The organism is Streptomyces sp. NPDC059009, from assembly GCF_042740175.1.
GTDB lineage: Bacteria > Actinomycetota > Actinomycetes > Streptomycetales > Streptomycetaceae > Streptomyces.
On record NZ_JBHYJB010000009.1, the window covers coordinates 186,891 to 212,916 of the forward strand.

At 72.7% G+C, this 26,026-nt stretch carries 21 protein-coding genes; 18 read left to right on the forward strand and 3 right to left on the reverse strand.

Annotation, left to right across the window (positions count from 1 at the left end):
* Positions 1 to 186 precede the first annotated feature (186 nt).
* The 8 genes from ACFWYM_RS11695 (at position 187) to ACFWYM_RS11730 (ending at position 11,715) form a co-directional block, all read left to right on the forward strand.
* Positions 187 to 1,632, forward strand: coding sequence for an aldehyde dehydrogenase family protein (locus tag ACFWYM_RS11695; RefSeq protein ID WP_384833790.1), 1,446 nt, complete (start codon positions 187 to 189; stop codon positions 1,630 to 1,632).
* 221 nt (positions 1,633 to 1,853) lie between these two features.
* Positions 1,854 to 3,791 (forward strand): acyl-CoA dehydrogenase family protein, encoded by a 1,938-nt coding sequence (locus ACFWYM_RS11700; protein WP_384833793.1) that lies wholly within the window; start codon positions 1,854 to 1,856, stop codon positions 3,789 to 3,791.
* 452 nt (positions 3,792 to 4,243) lie between these two features.
* Positions 4,244 to 5,509 carry a 1-deoxy-D-xylulose-5-phosphate reductoisomerase gene (dxr, locus tag ACFWYM_RS11705; RefSeq protein ID WP_384833796.1) on the forward strand — a complete coding sequence of 422 codons (1,266 nt, stop codon included), beginning with the start codon at positions 4,244 to 4,246 and terminating at the stop codon, positions 5,507 to 5,509.
* Positions 5,506 to 6,807, forward strand: a complete 1,302-nt coding sequence (locus ACFWYM_RS11710; RefSeq protein WP_384833799.1) for a M50 family metallopeptidase — start codon at positions 5,506 to 5,508, stop codon at positions 6,805 to 6,807. Before dxr ends, ACFWYM_RS11710 begins: the two co-directional genes overlap by 4 nt.
* Positions 6,808 to 7,016: 209 nt before the next feature.
* On the forward strand, positions 7,017 to 8,174 hold the full coding sequence (gene ispG, locus ACFWYM_RS11715) for a flavodoxin-dependent (E)-4-hydroxy-3-methylbut-2-enyl-diphosphate synthase (protein WP_384833802.1): 1,158 nt from the start codon (positions 7,017 to 7,019) through the stop codon (positions 8,172 to 8,174).
* Positions 8,175 to 8,416: 242 nt separating this feature from the next.
* Positions 8,417 to 9,265, forward strand: coding sequence for a GNAT family N-acetyltransferase (locus tag ACFWYM_RS11720; protein ID WP_384833805.1), 849 nt, complete (start codon positions 8,417 to 8,419; stop codon positions 9,263 to 9,265).
* A 121-nt stretch (positions 9,266 to 9,386) separates the two neighbouring features.
* On the forward strand, positions 9,387 to 9,938 hold the full coding sequence (locus ACFWYM_RS11725; RefSeq protein ID WP_384833808.1) for a GNAT family N-acetyltransferase: 552 nt from the start codon (positions 9,387 to 9,389) through the stop codon (positions 9,936 to 9,938).
* A gap of 82 nt (positions 9,939 to 10,020) precedes the next feature.
* Positions 10,021 to 11,715 (forward strand): proline--tRNA ligase, encoded by a 1,695-nt coding sequence (locus tag ACFWYM_RS11730; RefSeq protein ID WP_384833811.1) that lies wholly within the window; start codon positions 10,021 to 10,023, stop codon positions 11,713 to 11,715.
* A 136-nt stretch (positions 11,716 to 11,851) separates the two neighbouring features.
* Here the strand turns inward: ACFWYM_RS11730 and ACFWYM_RS11735 are convergent, their stop codons facing one another.
* Genes ACFWYM_RS11735 through ACFWYM_RS11745 form a run of 3 tightly spaced genes read right to left on the reverse strand, consistent with a single transcriptional unit; the run spans position 11,852 to position 13,799 of the window.
* Entirely contained in the window at positions 11,852 to 12,766 is a 915-nt protein-coding gene (locus ACFWYM_RS11735) for an aminoglycoside phosphotransferase family protein (protein WP_384833814.1), read from the reverse strand.
* Positions 12,767 to 12,792: 26 nt separating this feature from the next.
* Entirely contained in the window at positions 12,793 to 13,254 is a 462-nt protein-coding gene (locus ACFWYM_RS11740; protein ID WP_384833817.1) for a ferritin-like domain-containing protein, read from the reverse strand.
* Positions 13,251 to 13,799: a hypothetical protein gene (locus ACFWYM_RS11745; protein WP_384833820.1), complete on the reverse strand. Its 549-nt coding sequence runs from the start codon at positions 13,797 to 13,799 to the stop codon at positions 13,251 to 13,253. Before ACFWYM_RS11745 ends, ACFWYM_RS11740 begins: the two co-directional genes overlap by 4 nt.
* A gap of 68 nt (positions 13,800 to 13,867) precedes the next feature.
* Here ACFWYM_RS11745 and ACFWYM_RS11750 point away from each other — a divergent pair, with 68 nt between their 5' ends.
* The 10 genes from ACFWYM_RS11750 (at position 13,868) to ACFWYM_RS11795 (ending at position 25,978) form a co-directional block, all read left to right on the forward strand.
* Entirely contained in the window at positions 13,868 to 14,041 is a 174-nt protein-coding gene (locus ACFWYM_RS11750; protein WP_384833823.1) for a hypothetical protein, read from the forward strand.
* A complete protein-coding gene (gene rimP / locus ACFWYM_RS11755) occupies positions 14,038 to 14,535 on the forward strand; it encodes a ribosome maturation factor RimP (RefSeq protein WP_384833826.1) in 498 nt (165 codons plus the stop codon). The genes ACFWYM_RS11750 and rimP overlap by 4 nt, the downstream gene beginning before the upstream one ends.
* A gap of 2 nt (positions 14,536 to 14,537) precedes the next feature.
* Complete coding sequence (nusA, locus tag ACFWYM_RS11760; RefSeq protein ID WP_384833829.1) at positions 14,538 to 15,542, forward strand: transcription termination factor NusA; 1,005 nt, start codon at positions 14,538 to 14,540, stop codon at positions 15,540 to 15,542.
* A gap of 120 nt (positions 15,543 to 15,662) precedes the next feature.
* Positions 15,663 to 15,953, forward strand: coding sequence for a YlxR family protein (locus ACFWYM_RS11765; protein WP_384833832.1), 291 nt, complete (start codon positions 15,663 to 15,665; stop codon positions 15,951 to 15,953).
* A gap of 146 nt (positions 15,954 to 16,099) precedes the next feature.
* Positions 16,100 to 19,198, forward strand: coding sequence for a translation initiation factor IF-2 (gene infB, locus ACFWYM_RS11770; protein ID WP_384833835.1), 3,099 nt, complete (start codon positions 16,100 to 16,102; stop codon positions 19,196 to 19,198).
* 242 nt (positions 19,199 to 19,440) lie between these two features.
* A complete protein-coding gene (locus ACFWYM_RS11775) occupies positions 19,441 to 19,737 on the forward strand; it encodes a DUF503 domain-containing protein (protein WP_384833837.1) in 297 nt (98 codons plus the stop codon).
* Positions 19,738 to 19,770: 33 nt separating this feature from the next.
* Positions 19,771 to 20,223, forward strand: a complete 453-nt coding sequence (gene rbfA, locus ACFWYM_RS11780) for a 30S ribosome-binding factor RbfA (RefSeq protein WP_384833840.1) — start codon at positions 19,771 to 19,773, stop codon at positions 20,221 to 20,223.
* Positions 20,223 to 21,128 (forward strand): tRNA pseudouridine(55) synthase TruB, encoded by a 906-nt coding sequence (gene truB / locus ACFWYM_RS11785; protein ID WP_384833843.1) that lies wholly within the window; start codon positions 20,223 to 20,225, stop codon positions 21,126 to 21,128. The genes rbfA and truB overlap by 1 nt, the downstream gene beginning before the upstream one ends.
* A 240-nt stretch (positions 21,129 to 21,368) precedes the next feature.
* Positions 21,369 to 24,872, forward strand: coding sequence for a trypsin-like peptidase domain-containing protein (locus tag ACFWYM_RS11790; protein WP_384833845.1), 3,504 nt, complete (start codon positions 21,369 to 21,371; stop codon positions 24,870 to 24,872).
* A gap of 158 nt (positions 24,873 to 25,030) precedes the next feature.
* Complete coding sequence (locus ACFWYM_RS11795; RefSeq protein ID WP_384833848.1) at positions 25,031 to 25,978, forward strand: bifunctional riboflavin kinase/FAD synthetase; 948 nt, start codon at positions 25,031 to 25,033, stop codon at positions 25,976 to 25,978.
* Positions 25,979 to 26,026: the final 48 nt, after the last annotated feature.

A 26,026-nucleotide genomic window follows, 5' to 3' on the forward strand; every position in this document is an offset into this window, starting at 1 on the left:
AGGAAGGGCGCCTCAGGGGCGACGGAGTCGCCTTTTCGGGAAGGGGCGGGGCTGGGGAAAGTGCCAATCCGGCGCGCGCCCCGACCCCAACGCTCCGCCCCGGACAAACGCCACCCCACCCCTCCACCCCTACGGTGGAAAACGTACGCAGCACGCCACACCTCCGCGGAAGGGCCGGGACTCGCTATGACTTCCATCCACGCCTTCTGGCTCGCCGGTCGCCAGACCACCGGCGAGACCACTCTCGACGTCACCTCGCCCTGGGACGGGCGCCTCGTCGCCCAGGCCGCCGTTCCGACCGACGCCCAGGTCGAGGAGGCCGTCGCCGCCGCGTACGCGGTGCGTGAGGAGTTCGCCGCCACCCCCGCGCACGTACGGGCCGCCGCCCTCGACCACGTGAGCCGCCGCCTCGTCGAGCGCACCGAGGAGATCGCACAGCTGATCTCCGCCGAGAACGGCAAGCCCATCAAGTGGGCCCGCGGCGAAGTCGGCCGAGCCGTCTCGGTGTTCCGGTTCGCCGCCGAGGAGGCCCGCCGGTTCAACGGCGGCGAGGCGCAGCGCCTCGACACCGACGCCGGCGGCCAGGGGCGCCTCGCCTTCACGCGCCGCTTCCCCAAGGGCGTCGTCCTCGGCATCGCGCCCTTCAACTTCCCGCTGAACCTCTGCGCCCACAAGGTCGCCCCGGCCCTCGCCGTCGGCACGCCGATCATCCTCAAGCCCGCCCCGGCGACCCCCCTGTCCGGCCTCCTCATCGGCGAGCTCCTCGCCGAGACCGAGCTGCCCGCCGGGTCCTGGTCCGTGCTGCCCGTCGCCAACGACAAGATGCCCGAACTCGTCCAGGACGAGCGGCTTCCCGTCATCTCCTTCACGGGCTCCGACAAGGTCGGCTACCAGATCCTGGACTCGGTGCCGCGCAAGCACTGCACCCTGGAGCTCGGCGGCAACGGCGCGGCCGTGGTCCTCGACGACTTCTCCTCGGACGAGGACCTGGACTGGGCGGCCGCACGCATCGCGACGTTCTCCAACTACCAGGGCGGCCAGTCCTGCATCTCCGTGCAGCGGGTGATCGCGGACGCCTCCGTGTACGAGCGCCTGGTGCCGCGCGTCGTGAAGGCCGTCGAGGGCCAGGTCACCGGCGACCCGTCGGACCCGAAGACCGACGTCGGCCCGCTGGTCAGCGAGGACGCCGCCAAGCGCGTGGAGTCCTGGGTCGACGAGGCCGTCAAGGCGGGCGCGCAGGTCCTCGTGGGCGGCAAGCGCGACGGTGCCGCGTACGCGCCGACCGTGCTCGCCGACGTGCCGGCCGACGTCACGATCGCCTGCGAGGAGGTCTTCGGCCCGGTCCTCACGCTGAAGAAGGTGGACGGCGAGCAGGCCGCCTTCGACGCCGTCAACGACTCCAAGTACGGCCTCCAGGCAGGGGTGTTCACGCACGACCTGCAGGCCGCCTTCCGTGCCCACCGCGCCCTGGAGGTCGGCGGCGTGGTCATCGGCGACGCCCCGTCCTACCGCGCCGACCAGATGCCGTACGGCGGCGTCAAGCAGTCCGGCGTCGGCCGCGAGGGCGTCCGCTTCGCGATGGACGACTACACGTACGAGCGCGTCATGGTGCTCACGGGCCTCGACCTCTGAGAGCCCGCCTCTGAGAGTCCGCGGCACCCAGAAGGAGACGGCCGGAGCCCGCTGTGCGGGGGCTCCGGCCGTTTCCGTGCGCGAGCCCGGACTCCGGTGGTCCGGCCGCGCGCGAGGGGTGGTCGACTCCGGTGGAATCGGGTACATACGGACGAGTAGCACCGCCCGGTAACGGCAACGGCGGTGCTCCCCCCATCCGACCGCGGCGAGGAGAACCCCTCATGACCGCACCACAGGACACCCCACGGGTCACGGAGCGCGAGGCGCGCCAGGTCGCCGAGGCCGCCCGCGAGCAGGACTGGCGCAAGCCGAGCTTCGCCAAGGAGCTCTTCCTCGGCCGCTTCCGGCTCGACCTGATCCATCCGCACCCGCTGCCCGCCGACGAGGACGCGCGGCGCGGCGAGGAGTTCCTCACCAAGCTCCGGGACTTCTGCGAGACGAAGATCGACTCGGCCCGCATCGAGCGCGAGGCCCGCATCCCGGACGAGGTCGTGGGCGGCCTCAAGGAGCTCGGCGCCTTCGGCATGAAGATCGACACGAAGTACGGCGGGCTCGGCCTGACCCAGGTCTACTACAACAAGGCGCTCGCCCTCGTCGGCTCCGCGAGCCCCGCGATCAGCGCGCTGCTCTCCGCGCACCAGTCGATCGGCGTCCCCCAGCCGCTGAAGCTGTTCGGCACCCAGGAGCAGAAGGACACGTTCCTGCCGCGCTGCGCCCGCACCGACATCAGCGCCTTCCTGCTGACCGAGCCGGACGTGGGCTCGGACCCGGCCCGCCTGGCCACCACCGCGGTGCCGGACGGGGACGCGTACGTCCTGGACGGCGTGAAGCTGTGGACGACGAACGGCGTGGTCGCCGACCTCCTCGTCGTCATGGCCCGCGTCCCGAAGTCCGACGGCCACAAGGGCGGCATCACGGCCTTCGTCGTCGAGGCGGCGGCCGAGGGCGTCACCGTCGAGAACCGCAACGCCTTCATGGGCCTGCGCGGCCTGGAGAACGGCGTGACCCGCTTCCACCGGGTCCGCGTCCCCGCCGCCCACCGCATCGGCCCCGAGGGCGCCGGCCTCAAGATCGCCCTCACCACCCTCAACACCGGCCGCCTCTCGCTCCCCGCCACCTGCGTCGGCGCGGGCAAGTGGTGCCTGAAGATCGCCCGCGAGTGGACGGGCGCCCGCGAGCAGTGGGGCAAGCCGGTCGCGTTCCACGAGGCGGTGGGCGCCAAGATCTCCTTCATCGCGGCGACCACGTTCGCCCTGGAGGGCATGGTCGACCTGTCCTCGCAGATGGCCGACGAGGACCGCAACGACATCCGCATCGAGGCCGCCCTCGCCAAGCTGTACGGCTCCGAGATGGGCTGTCTGATGGCCGACGAGCTGGTCCAGATCCGCGGCGGCCGCGGCTTCGAGACCGCGGCGTCCCTCGCGGCGCGCGGCGAACGCGCCGTCCCCGCCGAGCAGATCCTGCGCGACCTGCGCATCAACCGCATCTTCGAGGGCTCGACGGAGATCATGCACCTCCTCATCGCCCGCGAGGCCGTCGACGCCCACCTGAAGGTCGCGGGCGACCTCATCGACCCCGACAAGTCCCTGTCCGACAAGGCCAGGGCGGGCGCGAAGGCGGGCGGCTTCTACGCCCGCTGGCTGCCGAAGCTGGTCGCGGGCCCCGGCCAACTCCCGCGCTCGTACGCGGAGTTCCACCCGGCGGGCCACGCCGACCTCTCCGGCCACCTCCGCTACGTGGAGCGCTGCGCCCGCAAGCTGGCCCGGTCCACCTTCTACGCCATGTCGCGCTGGCAGGGAAAGATGGAGACCAAGCAGGGCTTCCTCGGCCGGATCGTCGACATCGGCGCGGAGCTCTTCGCGATGAGCGCGGCCTGTGTGCGCGCCGAACTCCTGCGCACCACCGAGGAGTACGGCCGCGAGGCGTACCAGCTGGCCGACGCCTTCTGCCGGCAGTCCCGCATCCGCGTCGACGAGCTCTTCGGCCGCCTGTGGACCAACACCGACGACCTGGACCGCAAGGTCGTCAAGGGCGTCCTGTCGGGCACGTACACCTGGCTGGAGCAGGGCGTCGTCGACCCCAGCGGCGAGGGCCCCTGGATCGCCGACGCCACCCCGGGCCCCTCCACCAAGGAGAACGTCCACCGCCCCATCCGCTGACCCGGCCCACCCGGTACGCGAAGCCCTCTCCACGACGGCCCCCGGCCCTACGACCGAGCGGCGGTCCCCGTGGTCCCGTACGAGCGCCGCACGGGCCCCCGAGGCCGCCGTGGTCGCCCTGCTCGTCACCGCCCTGCGGCAGGGCGGCAGTTCACTGTGCGCGCCGCGGGCGGGGCGGGTACGGGTCCGTACCCGACGAGGTGGAGCGGGCGCGCGACGCCTGGCGCCGCGCGCTCCTCGAACGTGGCATCACGCCTTTCCTGCGCGCCCTGCCCGGTGACCTCGGCGAGCCCGGCGGCCCGGAAGCCCCCGGCGCCCGCACTTGGCACCCCCGCACCCGGCGCGGGCGCCACCCCTGGACCCCCGGCGCCCACGCCCCCCAGCACGACTCCGACAGACCGGATCCGGGGCGCCCTGTCCAATCCGCTCGGCGGCCAGGCAAGAATGGGGGGATGAGCGACAGCCCAGCCCCCCTCGCCGACCCGCATCTGGTCTTCGAACCCGCGGCCCCCTCCGGCACCTCCGGCCCCCGGGACCTCGTCATCCTCGGCTCCACCGGGTCGATCGGCACGCAGGCCATCGACCTGGTGCTGCGCAACCCCGACCGCTTCCGCGTGACCGGCCTCTCCGCCGCGGGCGGCCGGGTCGGCCTCCTCGCCGAGCAGGCCCGGCAGCTGCGGGTCCGCACGGTCGCGGTCGCCCGCGAGGACGTCGTGCCGGCGCTGCGGGAGGCGCTCAGCGGGCAGTACGCGGGCGAGCCGCTCCCCGAGATCCTGGCGGGCCCCGACGCCGCCACCGAACTCGCTGCCTCGCCCTGCCACACGGTCCTCAACGGCATCACCGGCTCCATCGGCCTGGCCCCCACGCTGGCCGCCCTCGAAGCGGGCCGCACCCTCGCGCTCGCCAACAAGGAGTCGCTGATCGTCGGCGGCCCCCTGGTCAAGGCGCTCGCCGAGCCGGGGCAGATCATCCCGGTCGACTCCGAGCACGCGGCCCTCTTCCAGTCGCTCGCCGCAGGCACCCGCGCCGACGTCCGCAAGCTCGTGGTGACCGCGTCCGGCGGCCCCTTCCGGGGACGTACGAAGGCCGGACTCGCCGATGTGACCCCCGAGGACGCCCTCGCCCACCCCACCTGGGCGATGGGCCCGGTCATCACCATCAACTCGGCGACGCTCGTCAACAAGGGACTCGAGGTCATCGAGGCCCACCTGCTGTACGACATCCCCTTCGACCGCATCGAGGTCGTCGTCCACCCGCAGTCGTACGTGCACTCCATGGTGGAGTTCACCGACGGCTCGACCCTCGCGCAGGCGACCCCGCCCGACATGCGCGGCCCGATCGCCATCGGCATCGGCTGGCCCGAGCGGGTCCCGGACGCGGCCCCGGCGTTCGACTGGACCAAGGCGTCCAGCTGGGAGTTCTTCCCGCTCGACACCGACGCGTTTCCGTCGGTCGGGCTCGCCCGGCACGTCGGGGAGCTCGCGGGCACGGCTCCGGCGGTGTTCAATGCGGCCAACGAGGAGTGCGTCGACGCGTTCTTGAAGGGCGCGCTGCCGTTCAACGGAATCATGGAGACCGTCACCGAGGTCGTCGCCGAGCACGGCACCCCGCGCAAGGGAACCTCCCTGACCGTCCCGGACGTCCTCGAAGCGGAGACCTGGGCACGCGCCCGGGCCCGCGAACTGACGGCGAAGGCGACCGCGGAGGCCCGTGCATGACGACCCTGATGATGATCCTCGGCATAGTCGTCTTCGTGGTCGGGCTGCTGTTCTCGATCGCCTGGCACGAGCTGGGCCACCTGTCGACGGCCAAGATGTTCGGCATCCGCGTCCCGCAGTACATGGTGGGCTTCGGGCCGACGATCTTCTCGCGCAAGAAGGGCGACACCGAGTACGGCATCAAGGCCATCCCGCTCGGCGGCTACATCCGCATGATCGGCATGTTCCCGCCGGGCCCGGACGGCAAGCTGGAGGCCCGCTCCACCTCTCCCTGGCGCGGCATGATCGAGGACGCCCGCTCGGCGGCCTTCGAGGAGCTCCAGCCGGGCGACGAGTCCCGCCTCTTCTACACGCGCAAGCCGTGGAAGCGCGTGATCGTGATGTTCGCGGGCCCGTTCATGAACCTGATCCTCGCCGTGGCGATCTTCCTCGGCGTGATGATGACGTTCGGTATCAGCACCCAGACGACCTCGGTCGGCAAGGTCTCGGACTGCGTCATCCAGCAGAGCGAGAACCGCACCACGTGCGAGAAGGGCGACAAGCAGGCGCCCGCCAAGGCCGCGGGCCTCAAGGCCGGGGACAAGATCGTCGCCTTCCAGGGCAAGCCCGTCGACGACTGGTCGGCGCTGCAGTCCAAGATCCGCGAGACCGTCGGCCCGGCCACCCTCACCGTCGAGCGCGACGGCAAGCAGCTGGACCTGCACGCCAACCTCATCAGGAACCAGGTCAGCAAGACCGACGGGGACGGCGGCTACGTCGAGGGCAAGTACGTCTACGCGGGCTTCCTCGGCTTCACCCCGGCGAGCGGCATCGTCCAGCAGTCCTTCGGCGACTCCGTGAACCGCATGGGCGACATGATGGAGAACGGCGTCGAGTCGATCATCGCGCTCCCCTCCAAGATCCCCGACCTGTGGGACGCGGCGTTCGGTGACGGCGAGCGCAAGCAGGACTCCCCGATGGGCGTGGTCGGCGCGGCCCGCGTCGGCGGCGACGTGTTCACCCTGGACATCCCGCCGGAGAACCAGATCGCGATGATGCTGTTCCTCATCGCGGGCTTCAACCTCTCGCTGTTCCTGTTCAACATGCTGCCCCTGCTGCCCCTGGACGGCGGGCACATCGCGGGCGCCGTCTGGGAGTCCCTGCGCCGCACCACGGCCAAGGTCCTCAGGCGGCCCGACCCGGGCCCGTTCGACGTGGCGCGGCTGATGCCGGTCGCCTATGTGGTGGCCGGAATCTTCATCTGCTTCACGATCCTGGTGCTCATCGCGGACGTGGTTAACCCAGTGAGAATTTCCTAGTTACGCGGTGTTTGCGGCGGTCGGCCATGCTTTGTGGTCGGCCGCCCACCATTGGGTGGACTTTGGGACGGGGTGTGCTGGGCCCTCCGCGGGTGCCGTAATCTCGAAACCCGGAGCCCGCCGATCCAGCCCGCCGATCTCCGGATCGACCTTGATCGACACTCCTTGATCCACACCTAGTGATCCACACTCTTGGGGATGCTCGCCAGATGACTGCCGTTTCGCTCGGAATCCCGTCCGTACCGACCAAGCTCGCCGACCGCAGGGTCAGCCGCAAGATCCAGGTCGGTTCGGTGGCCGTCGGCGGTGACGCACCGATCTCCGTGCAGTCGATGACGACGACGCGCACGTCCGACATCGGCGCCACGCTCCAGCAGATCGCCGAGCTCACCGCCTCCGGCTGCGAGATCGTGCGCGTCGCCTGCCCCACGCAGGACGACGCGGACGCGCTGGCCACGATCGCCCGGAAGTCCTCGATCCCGGTGATCGCCGACATCCACTTCCAGCCGAAGTACGTCTTCGCGGCGATCGACGCGGGCTGCGCCGCGGTGCGCGTCAACCCGGGCAACATCAAGCAGTTCGACGACAAGGTCAAGGAGATCGCGAAGGCCGCCAAGGACGCGGGCACCCCGATCCGCATCGGCGTCAACGCAGGCTCGCTGGACGCCCGCCTCCTGAAGAAGTACGGCAAGGCCACCCCGGAGGCCCTCGTCGAGTCCGCCCTCTGGGAGGCGTCCCTCTTCGAGGAGCACGACTTCCGCGACATCAAGATCTCGGTCAAGCACAACGACCCGGTCGTGATGGTCAACGCCTACCGCCAGCTCGCCGCGGCCTGCGACTACCCCCTGCACCTCGGCGTGACCGAGGCCGGCCCCGCCTTCCAGGGCACGATCAAGTCGGCGGTGGCCTTCGGCGCCCTCCTCTCCGAGGGCATCGGTGACACCATCCGCGTCTCCCTCTCCGCGCCCCCGGCCGAAGAGGTCAAGGTCGGCATGCAGATCCTGGAGTCGCTGAACCTGAAGCAGCGCCGCCTGGAGATCGTCTCCTGCCCCTCCTGCGGCCGCGCCCAGGTCGACGTCTACAAGCTGGCCGAAGAGGTCACCGCGGGCCTGGACGGCATGGAGGTCCCCCTCCGCGTCGCCGTCATGGGCTGCGTGGTGAACGGCCCCGGCGAGGCCCGCGAGGCCGACCTCGGCGTCGCCTCCGGCAACGGCAAGGGCCAGATCTTCGTCAAGGGCGAGGTCATCAAGACGGTCCCCGAGTCGAAGATCGTGGAGACCCTCATCGACGAGGCGATGAAGATCGCCGAGCAGATGGAGAAGGACGGAATCGCCTCCGGCGAGCCGCAGGTCTCGGTCGCGGGCTGACGCCTTCTTTTCGTACGCCCCATGGGTCCCGTCGCGGAACAGCGGCGGGACCTTCGCGTTCCTGCCCTGGAGTGCGGAAGGTCGCAGAGCAACGAGTGGGCGGGTGGGGAAATCCCGCCGCGAAGCGGCGAAAACACCACGACGAACGGTCGGCCGGACAACTGCTCAGGCGCCCCCAGGGCACAAGGCGCCCCCGCCAGGTAGGGTGCGGAGATCAGCAGACCGTATGGTGAGGCCCCCCCGTGTTGACGCAGACCACCACCAGGGTCCTCGAACCGAGTGACCTGGACGCAGCGCTCGCCGTGCTCGACCGCGAGCCGGTCGCCAACGCCTTCGTCACGGCCCGCGTCAAGATCGCCGGCCTCGACCCCTGGCGCCTCGGCGGCGAGATGTGGGGCTGGTACGAGGACGGCATGCTGGAGTCGCTCTGCTACGCGGGCGCCAACCTCGTCCCGATCTGCGCCACCCCCCGCGCCGTCCGCGGCTTCGCCGACCGCGCCCGCCGGGCCGGACGCCGCTGCTCCTCCATCGTCGGCCCCGCCGAAACCACCGCCCAGCTCTGGCAGCTGCTCGAACCGAGCTGGGGCCCGGCCCGCGAGGTCCGCGCCCACCAGCCGCTCATGGTCACCGACCGGCTCCCGGCGGGCGTCGCCCCCGACCCGTACGTCCGCCGCGTCCGCAAGGACGAGATGGACACGATCATGCCGGCCTGCGTCGCGATGTTCACCGAAGAGGTCGGCGTCTCCCCGCTGGCCGGCGACGGCGGCCTGCTCTACCAGGCGCGGGTGGCCGAACTCGTGGGCGCGGGGCGGTCGTTCGCGCGCCTCGACGAGAACGGCCGGGTGGTGTTCAAGGCGGAGATCGGCGCCGCCACCGCGCAGGCGTGCCAGGTGCAGGGCGTCTGGGTGGCCCCCGAGTACCGCGGCCGCGGCCTCGCCGCCCCCGGCATGGCGGCCGTCCTGCGCTACGCCCTCGCCGACGTGGCCCCCGTCGTCAGCCTCTACGTCAACGACTTCAACACGGCGGCCAGGGCGGCCTACCGGCGCGTGGGCTTCCAAGAGGTCGGCGCGTTCATGAGCGTCCTGTTCTGAGCGACCTGTTCCGAGCGGCGCGTACGCCCCGGTCGGAGAGTTCAGACGAGCAAGTCCGAACCCGCGCCCGCCCTCCGGGCGGACGACGCGGGTTCGGACTTACTCGTCTAGGGTTCGGCGCATGAGTGACGACGTGGTGATCGGGCCCCTCGACCTCGCCGCCCGTGTGGACGAGGCGCTGCGCGTGCAGGCCCTCGCCTTCGGGCTCGGCGACGACGAGGTCACCGTGCGCCGCACCATCGTGCTGCGCCACATCACCTACCCCGGCGCCCGCGCCCTCGGCGCCACCACCCGCGACGGCCGGCTCGTCGGCTTCGTCTACGGCATGCCCAACGACCGCGGCCACTGGTGGTCCACCGTCGTCGAGCCGTATCTGCGCGGCCAGAACCTGGACGGCTGGCTCGACGACGCCTTCGTCATCACCGAGCTGCACGTCCACCCCGGCTACCAGAACCGCGGCGTCGGCCGCGCCCTCATCACCACCATCACGGACGGCGCCGACCAGCCCCGCTCCATCCTCTCCGCCATCGACACGGAGAGCCCCGCCCGCGCCCTGTACCGCGCCCTCGGCTACGGCGACCTCGCCCGCCAGGTCCTGTTCCCGAGCGCCCCCAAGCCGTACGCGGTGATGGGCGCCCACCTGCCCCTGCACCGCCGCACCCCGGCCCCCTGACCCGGGAACCGATTTCCACCCGCACCCGGCCCCCGGCTAACCTCCTGGACATCTCGTCCTTACGCAGCAGGAGTTAACGATCATGGCCCAGGTCCAGCGCATGTCCCGTTTGATGGTCAAGACACTGCGCGACGACCCGGCGGACGCCGAGGTCCTGAGCCACAAGCTCCTCGTCCGCGCCGGGTTCGTGCGCCGCACCGCCGCCGGTGTCTGGTCCTGGCTGCCGCTCGGCAAGAAGGTGCTCGCCAATGTCGAGCGGGTCGTCCGCGAGGAGATGGACGCCATCGGCGCCCAGGAAGTCCTGCTCCCGGCCCTCCTGCCCAAGGAGCCCTATGAGGCCACCGGCCGCTGGGAGGAGTACGGCCCCGAGCTGTTCCGCCTCAACGACCGCAAGGGCGGCGACTACCTCCTCGGCCCGACCCACGAGGAGATCTTCACCCAGCTCGTCAAGGACCAGTGCTCGTCCTACAAGGACCTGCCGGTGATCCTGTACCAGATCCAGACCAAGTACCGCGACGAGGCCCGTCCGCGCGCGGGCATCCTGCGCGGCCGCGAGTTCCAGATGAAGGACTCGTACTCCTTCGACACCGCCGACGAGGGCCTCGCCGAGTCGTACGCGCTGCACCGCGCCGCGTACCAGCGGATCTTCGAGCGCCTCGGCCTGGACTACCGCATCTGCGCGGCCACCGCGGGCGCCATGGGCGGCTCCAAGTCCGAGGAGTTCCTCGCCCCGGCCGGCGCCGGCGAGGACACCTTCGCCGACTGCCCGAACTGCGACTACGCCGCCAACACCGAGGCGATCACCTTCGCCCTGAAGCCGGTGTCCGCCGAGGACCTCCCCGCCCTCGAGGAGATCCCGACCCCCGACACCCCCACCATCGAGACGCTCGCCGCCCACCTCGGCGTCCCGGCCTCCGCGACCCTCAAGAACCTCCTGGTCAAGGTCGACGGCGAGATCGTCGCCGTGGGCGTCCCCGGCCACCGCGAGGTCGACATGGACAAGGTCGAGGCGCACTTCGCCCCGGCCGCGGTGGAGCTGGTGACCGCCGAGGACTTCACGGACCGCCCCGATCTCGTACGCGGCTACGTCGGCCCCCAGGGCCTGGGCAAGGTGAAGTACCTCGCCGACCCGCGCATCGCCCCCGGCACCTCCTGGATCACGGGCGCCAACAAGGACGGCGTGCACGCGAAGAACGTCGTCGCGGGCCGCGACTTCGAGGTCGACGCCTACGTGGACGTCGTGGTCGTCGAGGAGGGCGACCCCTGCCCCTCCTGCGGCACCGGCCTCAAGCTGGACCGCGCCATCGAGATCGGCCACATCTTCCAGCTGGGCCGCAAGTACGCCGACGCCCTCCAGCTCGACGTCCTCGGCCAGAACGGCAAGCCGGTCCGCGTGACCATGGGCTCGTACGGCATCGGCGTCTCCCGCGCCGTCGCCGCCCTCGCCGAGCAGCACGCCGACGACCAGGGCCTGTGCTGGCCGAAGGAGATCGCCCCCGCCGACGTCCACGTGGTGGCCGCGGGCAAGGCGCTCCAGACGGAGCTGGCCCTGGAGGTCTCCGAGAAGCTGTCCGCCGCGGGCGTGCGCGTCCTGGTCGACGACCGCGCCGGGGTCTCCCCGGGCGTGAAGTTCACCGACGCGGAACTGATCGGCGTCCCCAAGATCCTGGTGGCGGGCCGCCGTTCGGCCGAGGGCGTGCTGGAGCTGAAGGACCGCCGCACGGGCGAGCGCGAGGAACTCCCGGTCGACGAGGCCATCGCCCGCCTCACCGCCTGACGGCTGCCCGGACGATGATGGGGCGCTCCCTTCAGGGGGAGCGCCCCATTTTCAGCCCGTCCGGCGTTTGAGGACGAGGCCGTTCAGGCCGATAGCGGGGGTCTAGGGGGCGGGACCGGGGAAAGAGAGAAGCCCTCTACAGCCACCCGGCGAACTCCAGCAGCAACTCCGCGTCCTGTTCCCTCCCGACCCGTCGGGCCCGCACCCCCGACTCCACGGCCCGGAACAATGTCCACCCCCGCAACCGCTCCTGCTCCACGTCCAGCGACTCCGCGAGCCGCTTCACCCGCCGCCGCGTGATCGACGGACCCGACGGCGAGGCGATCAGGTCCTCCACCCGGTCCCGCACGAGCCGCGCCAGGTCGAACGCGCACTCTCCCACCACCGGGTCCGGCCCCACCGCGTGCCAGGGCATGCGGTCACCCGCGAGCACCTTGCTCTGCCGGAAGGTGCCGTGCAGCAGCCGCTCCTCCACCGGGGCGGCGAGCAGCTCGTCCCGGGCCGCGAGGGCCGCCTCCACCAGCGGTGCGACCTCCGCGTCCGACGACGCGGCCATCGCCTCGGCCTGCCGCCCCGTCCGCTCGGCGACCGTCTCGATGCGGTGGTCCGGCGGGGGAGCGACCCACAGGCGGCGCAGGGTGCCCGCCGCTTCGAGGAGCGCCTTCGCCTCGGGCAGGGAGCGCACCGAGACGTCGCTGTGCAGCCGCTCGATGAGCAGGGAGCCGTCCGCCGAGGGCCCGCCGTCGTCCAGGAGCCGCGCGGCCCCGAGCCCGCCCCAGTGCGCGAGCGCGGCCCGCTCGCTGTCGGGGCGGGAGCGCGGCGGCACCAGCTTCAGGACCGCGGGGGTGCCGTCCTGCCGCCGCACGAGGAGCACGAGGCTGCTCCGGCCGCCCGGCACCTGCACCCGCTCGACGGTCAACTCCCGTTCCTGTACGGCCTGTCGGGTCAGCTCCGGCAGTGTGGCCAGCCAGGTGTCGGTGCCGGGGTCGGCCGCCTCGCGGTGTGCCTCGCCGAGGGCGCGCACCAGGCGCGGAGGCGGTTCGAAAGCCATGCGTGAGCTGTTCCCTTCCAAGCTGATCAAGTCTGCGGCGACGCGGGCGCGCCCGGCTTGGCGGCCCGCTCGGCGAGACCAGGGAAGGCTACGCTCCCGCCGCGCCACCGCGCCGCACGCACCGCCGCCTCCCGCAGCGCGGCGGCCGCGTCCGCCCGCCGGGAGCCGGTCGCGGCCCGTACGAGGTCGGAGTAGACGCCCGCGACCCGGTCCTCCAGGTCCGCCGCGAGCCGCACCGCGGCCGCCGAGTCCGGCACCGGGAACGGCAGTGCGTACGCGGCCGACGCCGCGTCGGGTTCCGCGCCCAGGTCGCGCACGGCCCGCTGCAGCTCGTCGCGGCGGGCGCGATGGGCGTCGTACGCCGTCCGCGCCTCGGCCCTGCGGCCGTCGCCGATGCGGCCGCCGACCACGCCGTAGCCGTAGACGGCCGCGTGCTCGGCGGCGAGCGCGGCCTGCACGGCCTTCAACTCGCTCTTCTTCTCGCTCACTTGGCGCCCTCCGTCAGCAGATACGCGTGTGCGGCACCCGCCGCGGCGACCGAGGCGAGCAGCCGGGCCAGCTCGGGCGGGGCGTCCAGGAGGGCCGTGCCGCGCCGGTCGGAGAGCTCCCGCTCGGCGGCGGCGAGGCCGCGCGCGGCGGCCTTCTCGTCGCCCGGCACGGACGGCGCGGGGGAGGCGGCGGTGGGCGGCGACGCGGACGGCCCTGCGGGGCCCGACGACGGAGTCTCCGCGGGGAGTCCCTCCGCGAACGCCGCCTTGTGCCGGGCCACTTCAGCCCGCAGCGGCGCGAGCCGCGCGCGCAGCCCGGGGTGGGCGGCGAGGACGGCGTCGTAGCGGGCGAGCAGCTCGGTGCTGTCCTGGACGGCGCGGCCGCGCAGGCGGCGGGCGGCGGAGGGGCGCTCGTCCGCGTCCGGGCCGGAGGCGCCGGAGCAGCCCGCGAGCAGCGCGGTCCCGGCGGCCCCGGCCGCCCCGGTGAGCAGACTCCTTCGGCGCGGCCTTGAGCGGGACCACGAGGGGGTGAGATGCGACGGCACGGCAGACGTCCTCGGAGCAGGAAGGCCAGAAGGCGCAGACGGGAAGAGCGGGGACCCGGACGGACCCGGTGATCACCGTACCTGCGGGCACGGCCGCCGCCCGCGAGCGGCTCGGCACTCCCGTGCTGCGCCGCCTTCGCGCCCGTACGGTGGACAGCAACACCCTTCGCGACCGGATACCCTTTGACCTGACACGCGACGATCCCACAACAGCACACGCGGCCGAGGAGTCACCCGGATGAGCACCACCCAGAGCGAGAGGCTGCGAGAACTGCTGGAACCGCTCGTCAGCTCCCAGGACCTCGATCTCGAGGAGATCGAAGTGGCTTCGGTCGGCCGCAAGCGCGTGCTGCGCGTCGTCGTCGACTCCGAGGACGGCGTGGATCTGGACCGGATCGCGGATGTGAGCCGCGCGCTCTCCGCGAAGCTCGACGAGACGGACGCGATGGGCGACGGCGAGTACGACCTGGAGGTCGGCTCCCCCGGCGCGGAGCGCGCCCTCACCCAGCACCGCCACTATGTGCGTGCCGTCGACCGCCTGGTGAAGTTCCAGCTGACCGCGGGCGGCGAGCTCGTCGCCCGGATCCTGACGGTGGACGAGGACGGTCTCGACCTCGAGGTGCCCGGCGTGAAGGGCCGCAAGCCCACCGCGCGCAGGCTGGCCTTCGACGAGATCGACAAGGCGCGTGTCCAGGTCGAGTTCAACCGCAAGGACAAGAAGGAAGAGGAGGCGTAGCCGTGGACATCGACATGAGCGCCCTGCGGGGTCTGGTACGGGAGAAGGAGATCTCCTTCGACCTCCTTGTCGAGGCGATCGAGTCCGCTCTCCTCATCGCCTACCACCGCACCGACGGCAGCTTCCGCCGCGCGCGCGTCAAGCTGGACCGCGAGAGCGGCCACGTAACGGTGTGGGCGACGGAGGACCCGGCCGACCTCGAAGAGGGCCAGGAGCCCAAGGAGTTCGACGACACCCCGTCGGACTTCGGACGCATCGCCGCGACCACGGCGAAGCAGGTCATCCTGCAGCGCCTGCGGGACGCGGAGGACGACGCGACGCTCGGCGAGTACGCGGGCCGCGAGGGCGACATCGTCACCGGTGTCGTCCAGCAGGGCCGCGACCCGAAGAACGTCCTGGTGGACATCGGCAAGCTGGAGGCCATCCTGCCGGTGCAGGAGCAGGTCCCCGGCGAGGAGTACCCGCACGGGATGCGGCTTCGCTCGTATGTGGTCCGGGTGGCCAAGGGTGTGCGCGGCCCGTCCGTGACGCTCTCGCGCACGCACCCGAACCTGGTGAAGAAGCTCTTCGCGCTCGAGGTGCCGGAGATCGCCGACGGCTCGGTGGAGATCTCCGCCATCGCCCGTGAGGCCGGCCACCGCACCAAGATCGCGGTCCGCTCGACCCGTTCGGGGCTCAACGCCAAGGGCGCCTGCATCGGCCCCATGGGCAGCCGTGTGCGCAACGTCATGGGCGAGCTGAACGGCGAGAAGATCGACATCGTGGACTGGTCCGAGGACCCGGCCGAGATGGTCGCCCACGCGCTCTCCCCGGCGCGGGTCAGCAAGGTGGAGATCGTGGACCTCGCGGCCCGCTCCGCGCGCGTGACGGTGCCCGACTACCAGCTGTCGCTCGCCATCGGCAAGGAGGGCCAGAACGCCCGCCTCGCCGCCCGGCTCACGGGCTGGCGCATCGACATCCGGCCGGACACGGAACAAACGCCGGAGTCCGCTGGTTCAGGCGAGTAGGGGCCGGGTCGCTCCGGCCTGCCCGCCGAAGCGATCAAGCCCGTCGGAACTGATCAAGACAACAGCCGTTCGATTTTTGCCCCAAAGGGGTGAGGTCGGTGCGGGGAGGTAGACTTAAGCGTGTCTGGCCGGACGCACGCCCGCGCCTGCCCTGAGCGAACCTGCGTGGGTTGCCGGGAGCGAGCGGCCAAGAGCGATCTTCTGCGGATCGTGGCGACCGGGGGCGAATGCGCCCCCGATCCAAGCGGTACGCTGCCCGGCCGGGGTGCCTATGTACACCCCGCCCTGGTCTGTCTTGATCTGGCGGTCCGCCGCCGGGCGTTCCCCCGGGCCTTCAAGGTCCAGGGACCGCTCGACACCGCGGATGTGCGCCGGGCTGTCGAGACCGTTGCCGAACAGGCAACACCGTAAGAAGCGCCGTGCGGAACCGCCGTGCGGCCTAGGTACCTCGCGAGTTGGAAGTAGGTCGAGATTGCGATGAGCACTCGATGAGTACGCGATGAGTACGCCCATGAAGTAGCGACGGTCCGGCGTAACCCGGACCTAAAAGGAGCGAAGTGGCTAAGGTCCGGGTATACGAACTCGCCAAGGAGTTCGGCGTAGAGAGCAAGGTCGTCATGGCCAAGCTCCAAGAACTCGGTGAATTCGTACGTTCGGCGTCCTCGACGATCGAGGCGCCGGTAGTACGCAAACTGACTGACGCATTGAACCAGGGCGGTGGCAACGGCAAGGCCGCCCCCGCCAAGCCCGCGGCCCCGCGCAAGGCGGCCGCCCCCAAGCCGGCGTCCCCGGCCGCGCCCTCGCCGGCGCAGGCCGCGCGTCCGGCTGCCCCCAAGCCGCCGGCGCCCAAGCCCGCCGCGGCCGAGAAGCCCGCGTCCCCGGCTCCGGCCTCCCCGGCCACCCCGGGTCCGCGTCCCACGCCGGGCCCGAAGCCGCCCGCGCCCAAGCCGGCTCCGGCGGCCCCGGCCGCTCCGGAGTTCACCGCGCCTCCGGCCGCTCCCGCGGCCGAGAAGCCGGCGTCCCCGGCGGCCCCGCGCCCCGGCGGCGCCCGTCCCGGCCCCGGTGCCCCCAAGCCCGGTGGCCGTCCGGCTCCCGGTCAGGGTGGTCAGGGTCAGGGCCGTGGCGACCGTCCTGAGCGCGCTCCGCGCCCCGGCGGCCAGGGTGCCCCGCGTCCCGGTGCCCGTCCCGCGGGCCCGCGTCCGGGCAACAACCCGTTCACCTCTGGTGGCTCCACCGGCATGGCGCGCCCGCAGGCGCCCCGTCCGGGCGGCGCCCCGCGTCCCGGTGGCCAGGGTGGCCCCGGTGGTGCCCCGCGTCCCGGCGGCCAGGGCGGTCCCGGTGGCGCTCCCCGTCCGCAGGGTCAGGGCGGCGCCCGTCCGACCCCGGGCGGCATGCCCCGTCCGCAGGGCGGCGCTCCGCGTCCCGGCGGCGGCCCCGGTGGTAACCGTCCGAACCCGGGCATGATGCCGCAGCGTCCCGCTGCGGGCCCGCGTCCCGGTGGTGGCCCCGGCGGTGGCCGTGGTCCCGGCGGCGGCGGTCGTCCGGGCGGCGGCGGTCGTCCCGGTGGTGGCGGCTTCGCGGGTCGTCCCGGCGGCGGTGGCGGCGGGTTCGCCGGCCGTCCCGGTGGTCCGGGTGGCGGCGGCGGTGCCGGTCGTCCCGGTGGTGGCGGCGGCTTCGGCGGCCGTCCCGGCTTCGGCGGTCGTCCGGGTGGTCCCGGTGGCCGTGGTGGCACGCAGGGTGCGTTCGGCCGTCCCGGCGGTCCGGCGCGTCGTGGTCGCAAGTCGAAGCGGCAGAGGCGCCAGGAGTACGAGGCCATGCAGGCCCCGTCGGTCGGCGGCGTGATGCTGCCTCGCGGCAACGGCGAGACCGTTCGCCTGTCGCGCGGTGCTTCCCTCACCGACTTCGCGGAGAAGATCAACGCCAACCCGGCGTCGCTCGTCGCGGTCATGATGAACCTCGGCGAGATGGTCACGGCCACGCAGTCCGTCTCCGACGAGACGCTGCAGCTCCTCGGCGACGAGATGAACTACCAGGTTCAGATCGTCAGCCCCGAGGAGGAGGACCGTGAGCTGCTCGAGTCCTTCGACATCGAGTTCGGCGAGGACGAGGGCGGCGAAGAGGCGCTCATGTCCCGTCCGCCGGTCGTGACCGTCATGGGTCACGTCGACCACGGTAAGACCCGACTCCTCGACGCGATCCGCAAGACCAACGTGGTCGCGGGCGAGGCCGGTGGCATCACCCAGCACATCGGTGCCTACCAGGTCGCGACCGAGGTCAACGGCGAGGACCGCGCGATCACCTTCATCGACACCCCCGGTCACGAGGCGTTCACCGCCATGCGTGCCCGTGGTGCGAAGTCCACCGACATCGCGATCCTCGTGGTCGCGGCCAACGACGGTGTGATGCCGCAGACGATCGAGGCGCTGAACCACGCCAAGGCGGCCGAGGTGCCGATCGTGGTCGCGGTCAACAAGATCGACGTCGAGGGTGCCGACCCGACCAAGGTGCGCGGTCAGCTCACCGAGTTCGGTCTGGTGGCCGAGGAGTACGGCGGCGACACGATGTTCGTCGACATCTCCGCCAAGCAGGGCCTCAACATCGACTCCCTGCTCGAGGCCGTGGTCCTGACCGCGGACGCCTCGCTCGACCTGCGGGCCAACCCGGAGCAGGACGCGCAGGGTATTGCGATCGAGGCCCACCTCGACAAGGGCCGCGGCGCCGTCGCGACCGTCCTCGTCCAGCGCGGTACCCTCCGCGTCGGCGACACGATGGTCGCCGGTGACGCCTACGGCCGCGTCCGCGCGATGCTCGACGACAAGGGCGAGAACGTCGAGGAAGCGGGTCCGTCGACCCCCGTTCTCGTGCTCGGTCTCACCAACGTCCCGGGCGCCGGCGACAACTTCCTGGTCGTCGACGAGGACCGTACGGCCCGTCAGATCGCCGAGAAGCGTGCCGCCCGTGAGCGCAACGCCGCGTTCGCCAAGCGCGTCCGCCGCGTCTCGCTCGAGGACCTGGACAAGGTGCTCAAGGCCGGCGAGATCCAGCAGCTCAACCTCATCATCAAGGGTGACGCTTCTGGTTCCGTCGAGGCCCTGGAGTCCTCCCTGCTCCAGCTGGACGTCGGCGAAGAGGTCGACATCCGCGTCCTGCACCGCGGTGTGGGTGCCGTCACCGAGTCGGACATCGACCTGGCGATGGGCTCCGACGCGATCGTCATCGGCTTCAACGTCCGTGCGGCCGGCCGTGCCGCGCAGATGGCGGAGCGCGAGGGCGTCGACGTCCGCTACTACTCGGTGATCTACCAGGCCATCGAGGAGATCGAGGCGGCCCTCAAGGGCATGCTCAAGCCGGAGTACGAGGAGGTCGAGCTCGGCACCGCGGAGATCCGCGAGGTCTTCCGCTCGTCCAAGCTCGGCAACATCGCGGGTGTGCTCATCCGCTCCGGCGAGGTCAAGCGGAACACCAAGGCCCGGCTCCTGCGCGATGGCAAGGTCATCGCGGAGAGCCTCAACATCGAGGGCCTGCGTCGCTTCAAGGACGACGTCACCGAGATCCGCGAAGGGTTCGAGGGCGGTATCAACCTCGGCAACTTCAACGACATCAAGGTCGACGACGTCATCGCGACGTACGAGATGCGGGAGAAGCCGCGGGCTTAACGCTTGTGGTGTGCGCTGGCCGACGGGAGATGCTTCCCGTCGGCCAGCGCGCCGTTCCGGGGGTTACCGCCCCCAGACCCCCGCTTTCGGCCTGAACGGCCTCGTCCTCAATCGCCGGACGGGCTGGGTGGGCCCGACAAAACCCCGTCGAGCGGGCAGAGTCTTCGTTGTACGGTTCTTGTGTCCCTGCCAATCACCGGCAGGGCTCACAGACCCCGAACCGGCGGGACATCCGGCAACGCATGTATGTGGGGACACTGTCCTTCGATCTGCTCCTCGGCGATGTTCACTCGCTGAAGGAGAAACGCTCCGTCGTCCGGCCCATCGTCGCCGAGCTCCAGCGCAAGTACGCGGTGAGCGCGGCGGAGACCGGACACCAGAACCTCCACCGCAGGGCCGAGATAGGTCTTGCGATGGTCTCCGGTGACACGGGGCACCTCACCGAAGTGCTGGACCGGTGCGAGCGGCTCGTCGCCGCCCGGCCCGAGGTGGAGCTGCTCTCCGTACGGCGCAGGCTCCACGGCGACGATGACGACTGAACGACCCAGCAAGGCAAAGAAGGAGACGGAGCAGTGGCCGACAACGCGCGGGCGAAAAGGCTGGCGGACCTCATCCGAGAGGTGGTGGCCCAGAAGCTGCAGCGGGGGATCAAGGACCCCCGGCTCGGTTCGCATGTGACCATCACGGACACCCGGGTGACGGGTGACCTGCGGGAGGCGACCGTCTTCTACACGGTCTACGGGGACGACGAGGAGCGCGCGGCGGCCGCCGCGGGCCTGGAGAGCGCCAAGGGCGTGCTCCGCTCCGCGGTCGGCCAGGCGGCGGGCGTGAAGTTCACCCCGACCCTGGCGTTCGTCGCGGACGCCCTGCCGGACAACGCCCGGGCCATCGAGGACCTCCTCGACAAGGCCCGGATCTCCGACGCCAAGGTGCGGGAGGTCTCCGCGGGCGCCGACTTCGCGGGCGAGGCCGACCCGTACAAGAAGCCCGGCGAGGACGACGAGACGGGCGGCGACGCCCAGTAATGAGCAGCACCGGCAAGACGCCGGACGGGCTTGTCATCGTCGACAAGCCCGCCGGCTTCACCTCGCACGACGTGGTCGCCAAGATGCGCGGGATCGCCAGGACCCGCCGCGTCGGGCACGCGGGCACCCTCGATCCCATGGCCACGGGTGTCCTCGTCCTCGGCGTCGAGCGCGCGACCAAGCTCCTCGGTCATCTCGCCCTGACCGAGAAGGAGTACCTGGGCACCATCCGCCTCGGCCAGAACACCATCACGGACGACGCCGAGGGCGAGATCACCTCGTCCGCCGATGCCTCCGGAGTCCGCAGGGACGCGATCGACGCGGGTATCGCCAAGCTGAGCGGCGACATCATGCAGGTGCCGTCCAAGGTCAGCGCCATCAAGATCGACGGCAAGCGGTCGTACGCGCGCGCCCGCGCGGGCGAGGACTTCGAGATCCCGGCCCGGCCGGTGACGATCTCCTCGTTCACCGTGTACGACATCCGGGACGCCGTCGCCGAGGACGGGACGCCCGTGCTCGACCTGGTCGTCTCCGTCGTCTGCTCCTCGGGGACGTACATCCGGGCGCTCGCCCGCGACCTGGGCGCCGATCTGGGCGTCGGCGGGCACCTCACCGCGCTGCGCCGCACCCGCGTCGGGCCGTACAAGCTGGACGCGGCCAGGACCCTCGACCAGCTCCAGGAGGAGCTGACCGTGATGCCGGTCGCCGAGGCGGCCGTCGCGGCCTTCCCGCGCTGGGACGTGGACGAGAAGCGGGCGCGGCTGCTGACGAACGGTGTGCGTCTCGAGATGCCCGGGGAGTACGCGGGCGTCGGGCCCGTCGGGGTCTTCGACCCGGAGGGGCGCTTCCTGGTCCTCGCCGAGGAGTCCAAGGGCAAGGCGAAGAGCCTCGCCGTCTTCGGCTGATGCCTGCCGCCCGGTGAACGGGCGTCGTGGGGCGGCGGACACCTGGGCGCCGCCCCACGCTTCCCCCCATCTCAAGGTGTATCCACCGGCCCTCGCCCATTCACCCCTTCAGGCAGGCGCTCGGAGTGAACCGCGGGTGCGGAAGGGGGCGCGTTCGGCTCGCGTCCTGTCCGGCTGATCACGGCCGACCTACGGTCAACTCAGGGGCACCGTGGGGAGGTTCGAGTTCGAGTGACGCTGGTGCGGATATGCGATCTGGCCGGGCGGCCGCGGGGGAGCGGCTTCGCCGCCGACGAGCACGGCACCGTGATCACCAGTCATGAGACGGTCGACGGCCTGGCCCGGCTCGTCCTGCACGCCCCCGGCGAGCGCACCTGCGTGGTGTCCGCCGACGCCGTGACCGCCCTGCCCGGGGCCGATCTCGCCCTGGTCCGCACCGAGGGGCTCGGGCTGCGCCCGCTGCCCGTCACGGTGCGCCCCGTCGTGGCGGCCGGGACCTATGTGCGGATCGCCGCGTGCGGCTGGCGCGAGGCGCGGGTGCTCGGCGCGGCCCCGGTCACCTACACGGCGACGGACCGCTTCCATCTGCTCGACTCCGCCATGGAGTTGGCGATCGGCACGGAGGGCGCCGACGCGCTGCGGCTCGGCGGCGGGGCCGCCGGGGGCCCGGTCGTCGACGCGGCGACGGGCGCCGTGCTCGCCGTCCTCGGCACCGCGCTTCTGCCCCAGCCCCACGGCGGGCCCGCCGCCCCGCGGTCCGCGGGCTGTGCCGTGCCGCTCCTGGGCGCGGCCGCCGCCGACCCGGACGGCCCCCTCGCCGAGCTCCTCGCCCGCAACGCGGCCACCGTCCCCGCGTACGGCGCCGACCTCAATCTCGCGGGCGCGCTGCACCTGACGGCCACCTCGCTCGGCTCCGACGGGCCGCGGCTGAGCCATGAGCCGGTCGAACGGGCCGATACGGCACGGGAGTTCACGAATTTCGGGAGCGGGCCGAGCGGGCCGGCTGGGGCGGGTGGATCCGCGCATGTGCTCGGCCTCGTCGGGAACCCCGGCACCGGCCGCACCACCGAGCTCGCCGCCCTCGCCGCCCGCCGGGCCCAGGGCGCCGCACCCGCGCCCACGCTCTGGCTGCGCGGCGCCGACCTGAGGGTCACCGACACCTCTGTGGCCGACGCGGTGGAGCGGGCCCTGGAGCGGGCCGGGCGGATCCTGGCGGCCGCCGAGGGCGCGGCGGGGGCCGAGGCCGGGGCCGGAACGAGGGCCGGAACGAGGGCCGGGCCGGGGCTCGGGGACATCTCGGCGGGCCGGGTCGCCCGGCTCGTCCGGGACGCCGGGCGGCCGCTGCTCCTGCTGCTCGACGGGCCCGAGGAGATGCCGCCCGTGCTCGCTCACCGGCTCGCCGACTGGAGCGAGGGCACGGGGAGTTGGCTGCGGGAGACCGGGGCGCGGCTCGTGGTGGCGTGCCGCGCCGAGTACTGGGAGCGGGCGGGAGCGCACTTCCCGGCGGAGCTGCTGCACGGCGACGAGCCGGGCCGTGGCGTCCTGGCGCGGCTGCCGGGCTGCGTACGCCTCGGCGACCTGCCCGCGGAGCTTGCCGGGCGGGCCCGCGCGCGCCACGGCGTCCCGGACGGGGCGCTCGCCGACGCCGACGCCCGCCATCCGCTGGCGCTGCGGCTCCTGTCCGAGGTCAGGGCCGCGCTGCCGGACGCGGCGCCGCCGCCCGGGCGGCCGGGCCGCGCGGAGATCTTCGCCGCCTACCTGGACCTGCTCTGCCTGCGCGTGGCGGTGCGGCTCGCGGCGGCGAACGGGCTGCGGGGGACAGCCGTGCGGCGCCTCGCCGCCAAGGTGTCGGGGCAGGTGCACGAGGCGGCGCGGCGCTGCCTCGGCCCCGGCCAGGGCGAGCTGGACCGGGAGTCCTTCGAGGAAGTCTTCCCCTGGGGCGCGCTGCCGGGGCGCGGCGGCTACGGCTGTACGGGCTGGGCCTCCGCGGTCCTCACGGAGGGCCTCCTGGTCCCGGCGGGCTCCGGCTTCCGCTTCACGCACGAGGAGCTGGCCGACTGGATCCAGGGCATGCACCTCGACCTCGACACGGCGCTGGGGTCGCTGGTGCACCGCTATCGGGAGGGCGACGCGGGGAGGGACGGGGACGACCTCTCGCTCCCCGTTCCGCCGCACCGCATCGGGCCGGTCATCCAGGCGCTGCTGTTGCTGGAGCGGCAGCGGGGGGCCGCTCAACTCGCGTTCCGGCTGGAGGAGTTGGTGGATGCGTTGGAGGGGTTCGGGGAGGAGGGCGCGGGCGACGCGGACGGTGCGCGGTGGTGGGCCGTGCACCTCGTGGGGGAGGTGCTGCTGCGGGTGGCCGACGCGCGGCCGTATCTCGGGGTGCTCGGGCGGCTCGCCGACCGGGCCGCGTTCGGGGCCTGGTACTGGCTCGAGGTGCGGCTCCCGGTGGCCGAGCGGTTCGAGCTGCTGCGGCGCGGCGTGCTCAGCGACGGGCCGCCCGGGACCCCGCACCGCTGCCTCGACGCCGTCGCCGAGCTGCTCGCCGCCGACCCGGCCGCCGTGCAGCCCCAGCTCGCCCGCTGGTTCAGCGACGAGCGGCCGCTGCCCGCGACCCCCGAGGCCACCGTCGCCTCCGCCGCGCAGGCCCTGCTCCACACCCACCGCCACCACGCCATCGACGACCTCACCGAAGCCCTCGTCGACTGCGACGCCTCGTCCGGGGCTCGCGCCGACGAGCTCCTCACCGTCCTCGCCGAGGAGGAGACCTCCGCGCTCTGCCGCGCCGTCGACCGCTGGGCCCACGACGAGCGGCCCGCGCGCCAGGTGGCCGCCGTCTCCTACGGGCTGCGCGCCGCCCCGCACACCCGGACCACCGCCGACCGCGAGCTGCTGCGGTACGCGGCCTTCGCCCTCCTCGCCCGGCCCGCCGCCGAGCCCCTGCACGGCGCCGCCCTCGCCCTCCTCGTGCGCGACCCGCAGACCCGGTCCGGCTATCTCCCGCGGGCCCTGCGGCGCTTCGCCGCCGGGGACCCACAGCTGCCCGCCGCGCTCGCCGCCGCGCTGCCCACCCACCCCGAGCCCGTCCTCGCCGCCTTCCGCGACCGGCTCACCGAGCCGCAGGGCCCGGGCGGCGCCGACGCCGGGGGCCTGTTGCGGTGTCTCGCCGAGGTGACCACGCCCGCGCTCGCCCGCCGGGTCGCCACCCTCGTACGGGACGTGCTGGAGCACTGTCCCGAGCGGGCCGGGGACGCCGCCGCCTATCTCGACCGGCGCCTGGAGCAGGGGCCCGGCGCCCGGGCCGTGCTGCAGCCGCTCGTGGTGGGGCTGCTGCGGGGCGCGCCGGCGCCGGTGCGGGCGGCGTTCGCGCCCGTCCTCGCGGCGGCCGGCACCCCCGCCTCGCGCGCGCTGCGCGCCGAGCTGCTCGACGCCCTTCTGGCCCAGGAGTCCGACCCCGAAGTCCTGGCCGGCGTGCTGCGGACCGCCGCGCGCCGCGGCGGCGAAGAGGAGCAAGGGGGCGCCGGGTGCGCGCTGGTCCGGCGGACCGGGCTGCTGCTCGTGCGCACCCCCGAAGGGGCCGCCCGCTTCGACCGGACCCTGGTCGAACTCGGCCGTGGCACACCGGAGTTCGCCGCCACGCTGGCCCGCTGGATCGCCGCCGAACCCGCCGAGTGGGCGGCCCTCGTCGGGCCCAGCGCCCGCCGTACGATCGAGGGCCTCGCCGGGGAGCGGGTCCCGGCGTAAGCTCCACCCGGATTCCGGCGGGCCCGCAAGCCCGTGCGCACGTGACTCCTGCCACCCCATCCGATGCGAGCGGGGAGGCGGTGGCATGGCAGTCTTAGCAGTGCGCATTCGGCAATGGGACGTACAGACGTACACGGGTTCGGCGAGGAGCAAAGACAGTGCAGCGCTGGCGTGGCTTGGAGGACATCCCCCAGGACTGGGGGCGCAGCGTCGTCACCATCGGTTCCTACGACGGAGTGCACCGCGGGCACCAGCTCATCGTCGGCCGTGCCGTGGAGCGGGCGCGCGAGCTCGGCCTCCCCTGCGTCGTCGTCACCTTCGACCCGCACCCCAGCGAGGTGGTCCGCCCCGGCAGCCACCCGCCGCTGCTCGCCCCGCACCACCGGCGCGCCGAGCTGATGGCCGACCTCGGCGTCGACGCTGTGCTCATCCTCCCCTTCACCACCGAGTTCTCGCGCCTCACGCCCGCCGACTTCGTCGCCAAGGTCCTCGTCGACAAGCTGCACGCGAAGGCCGTCGTCGAGGGCCCCAACTTCCGCTTCGGCTACAAGGCGGCGGGCACCGTCGACTTCCTGGCCGAGCAGGGCGCCACGTACGACTTCGACGTCGAGGTCGTCGACCTGTTCGTGAGCGGGGCGGCCGGGGGCGGCGAGCCGTTCTCGTCGACGCTCACCCGCCGGCTGGTCGCCGAGGGCGACGTGGCGGGCGCCGCGGAGATCCTGGGCCGCCCGCACCGCGTCGAGGGCGTCGTCGTCCGGGGCGCGCAGCGCGGCCGCGAGCTGGGCTACCCCACGGCCAACGTGGAGACCCTGCCGCACACCGCGATCCCCGCGGACGGCGTCTACGCCGGGTGGCTGCACGTCGACGGCGAGGCCATGCCCGCGGCGATCTCCGTCGGCACGAACCCGCAGTTCGACGGGACCGAGCGCACGGTGGAGGCATACGCCATCGACCGCGTCGGCCTCGAGCTGTACGGGCTGCATGTCGCCGTCGACTTCCTCGCGTTCGTGCGGGGGCAGGCGAAGTTCGACTCGATCGACGCGCTGCTGGTCGCGATGGCGGATGACGTGAAGAGGGCGCGGGAGTTGATCGCTGCGGCGAGCTAGGGGTGGGGCGCCGTCGCGGGGGCTGCCGCCCCCGGACCCCCGCTTCGG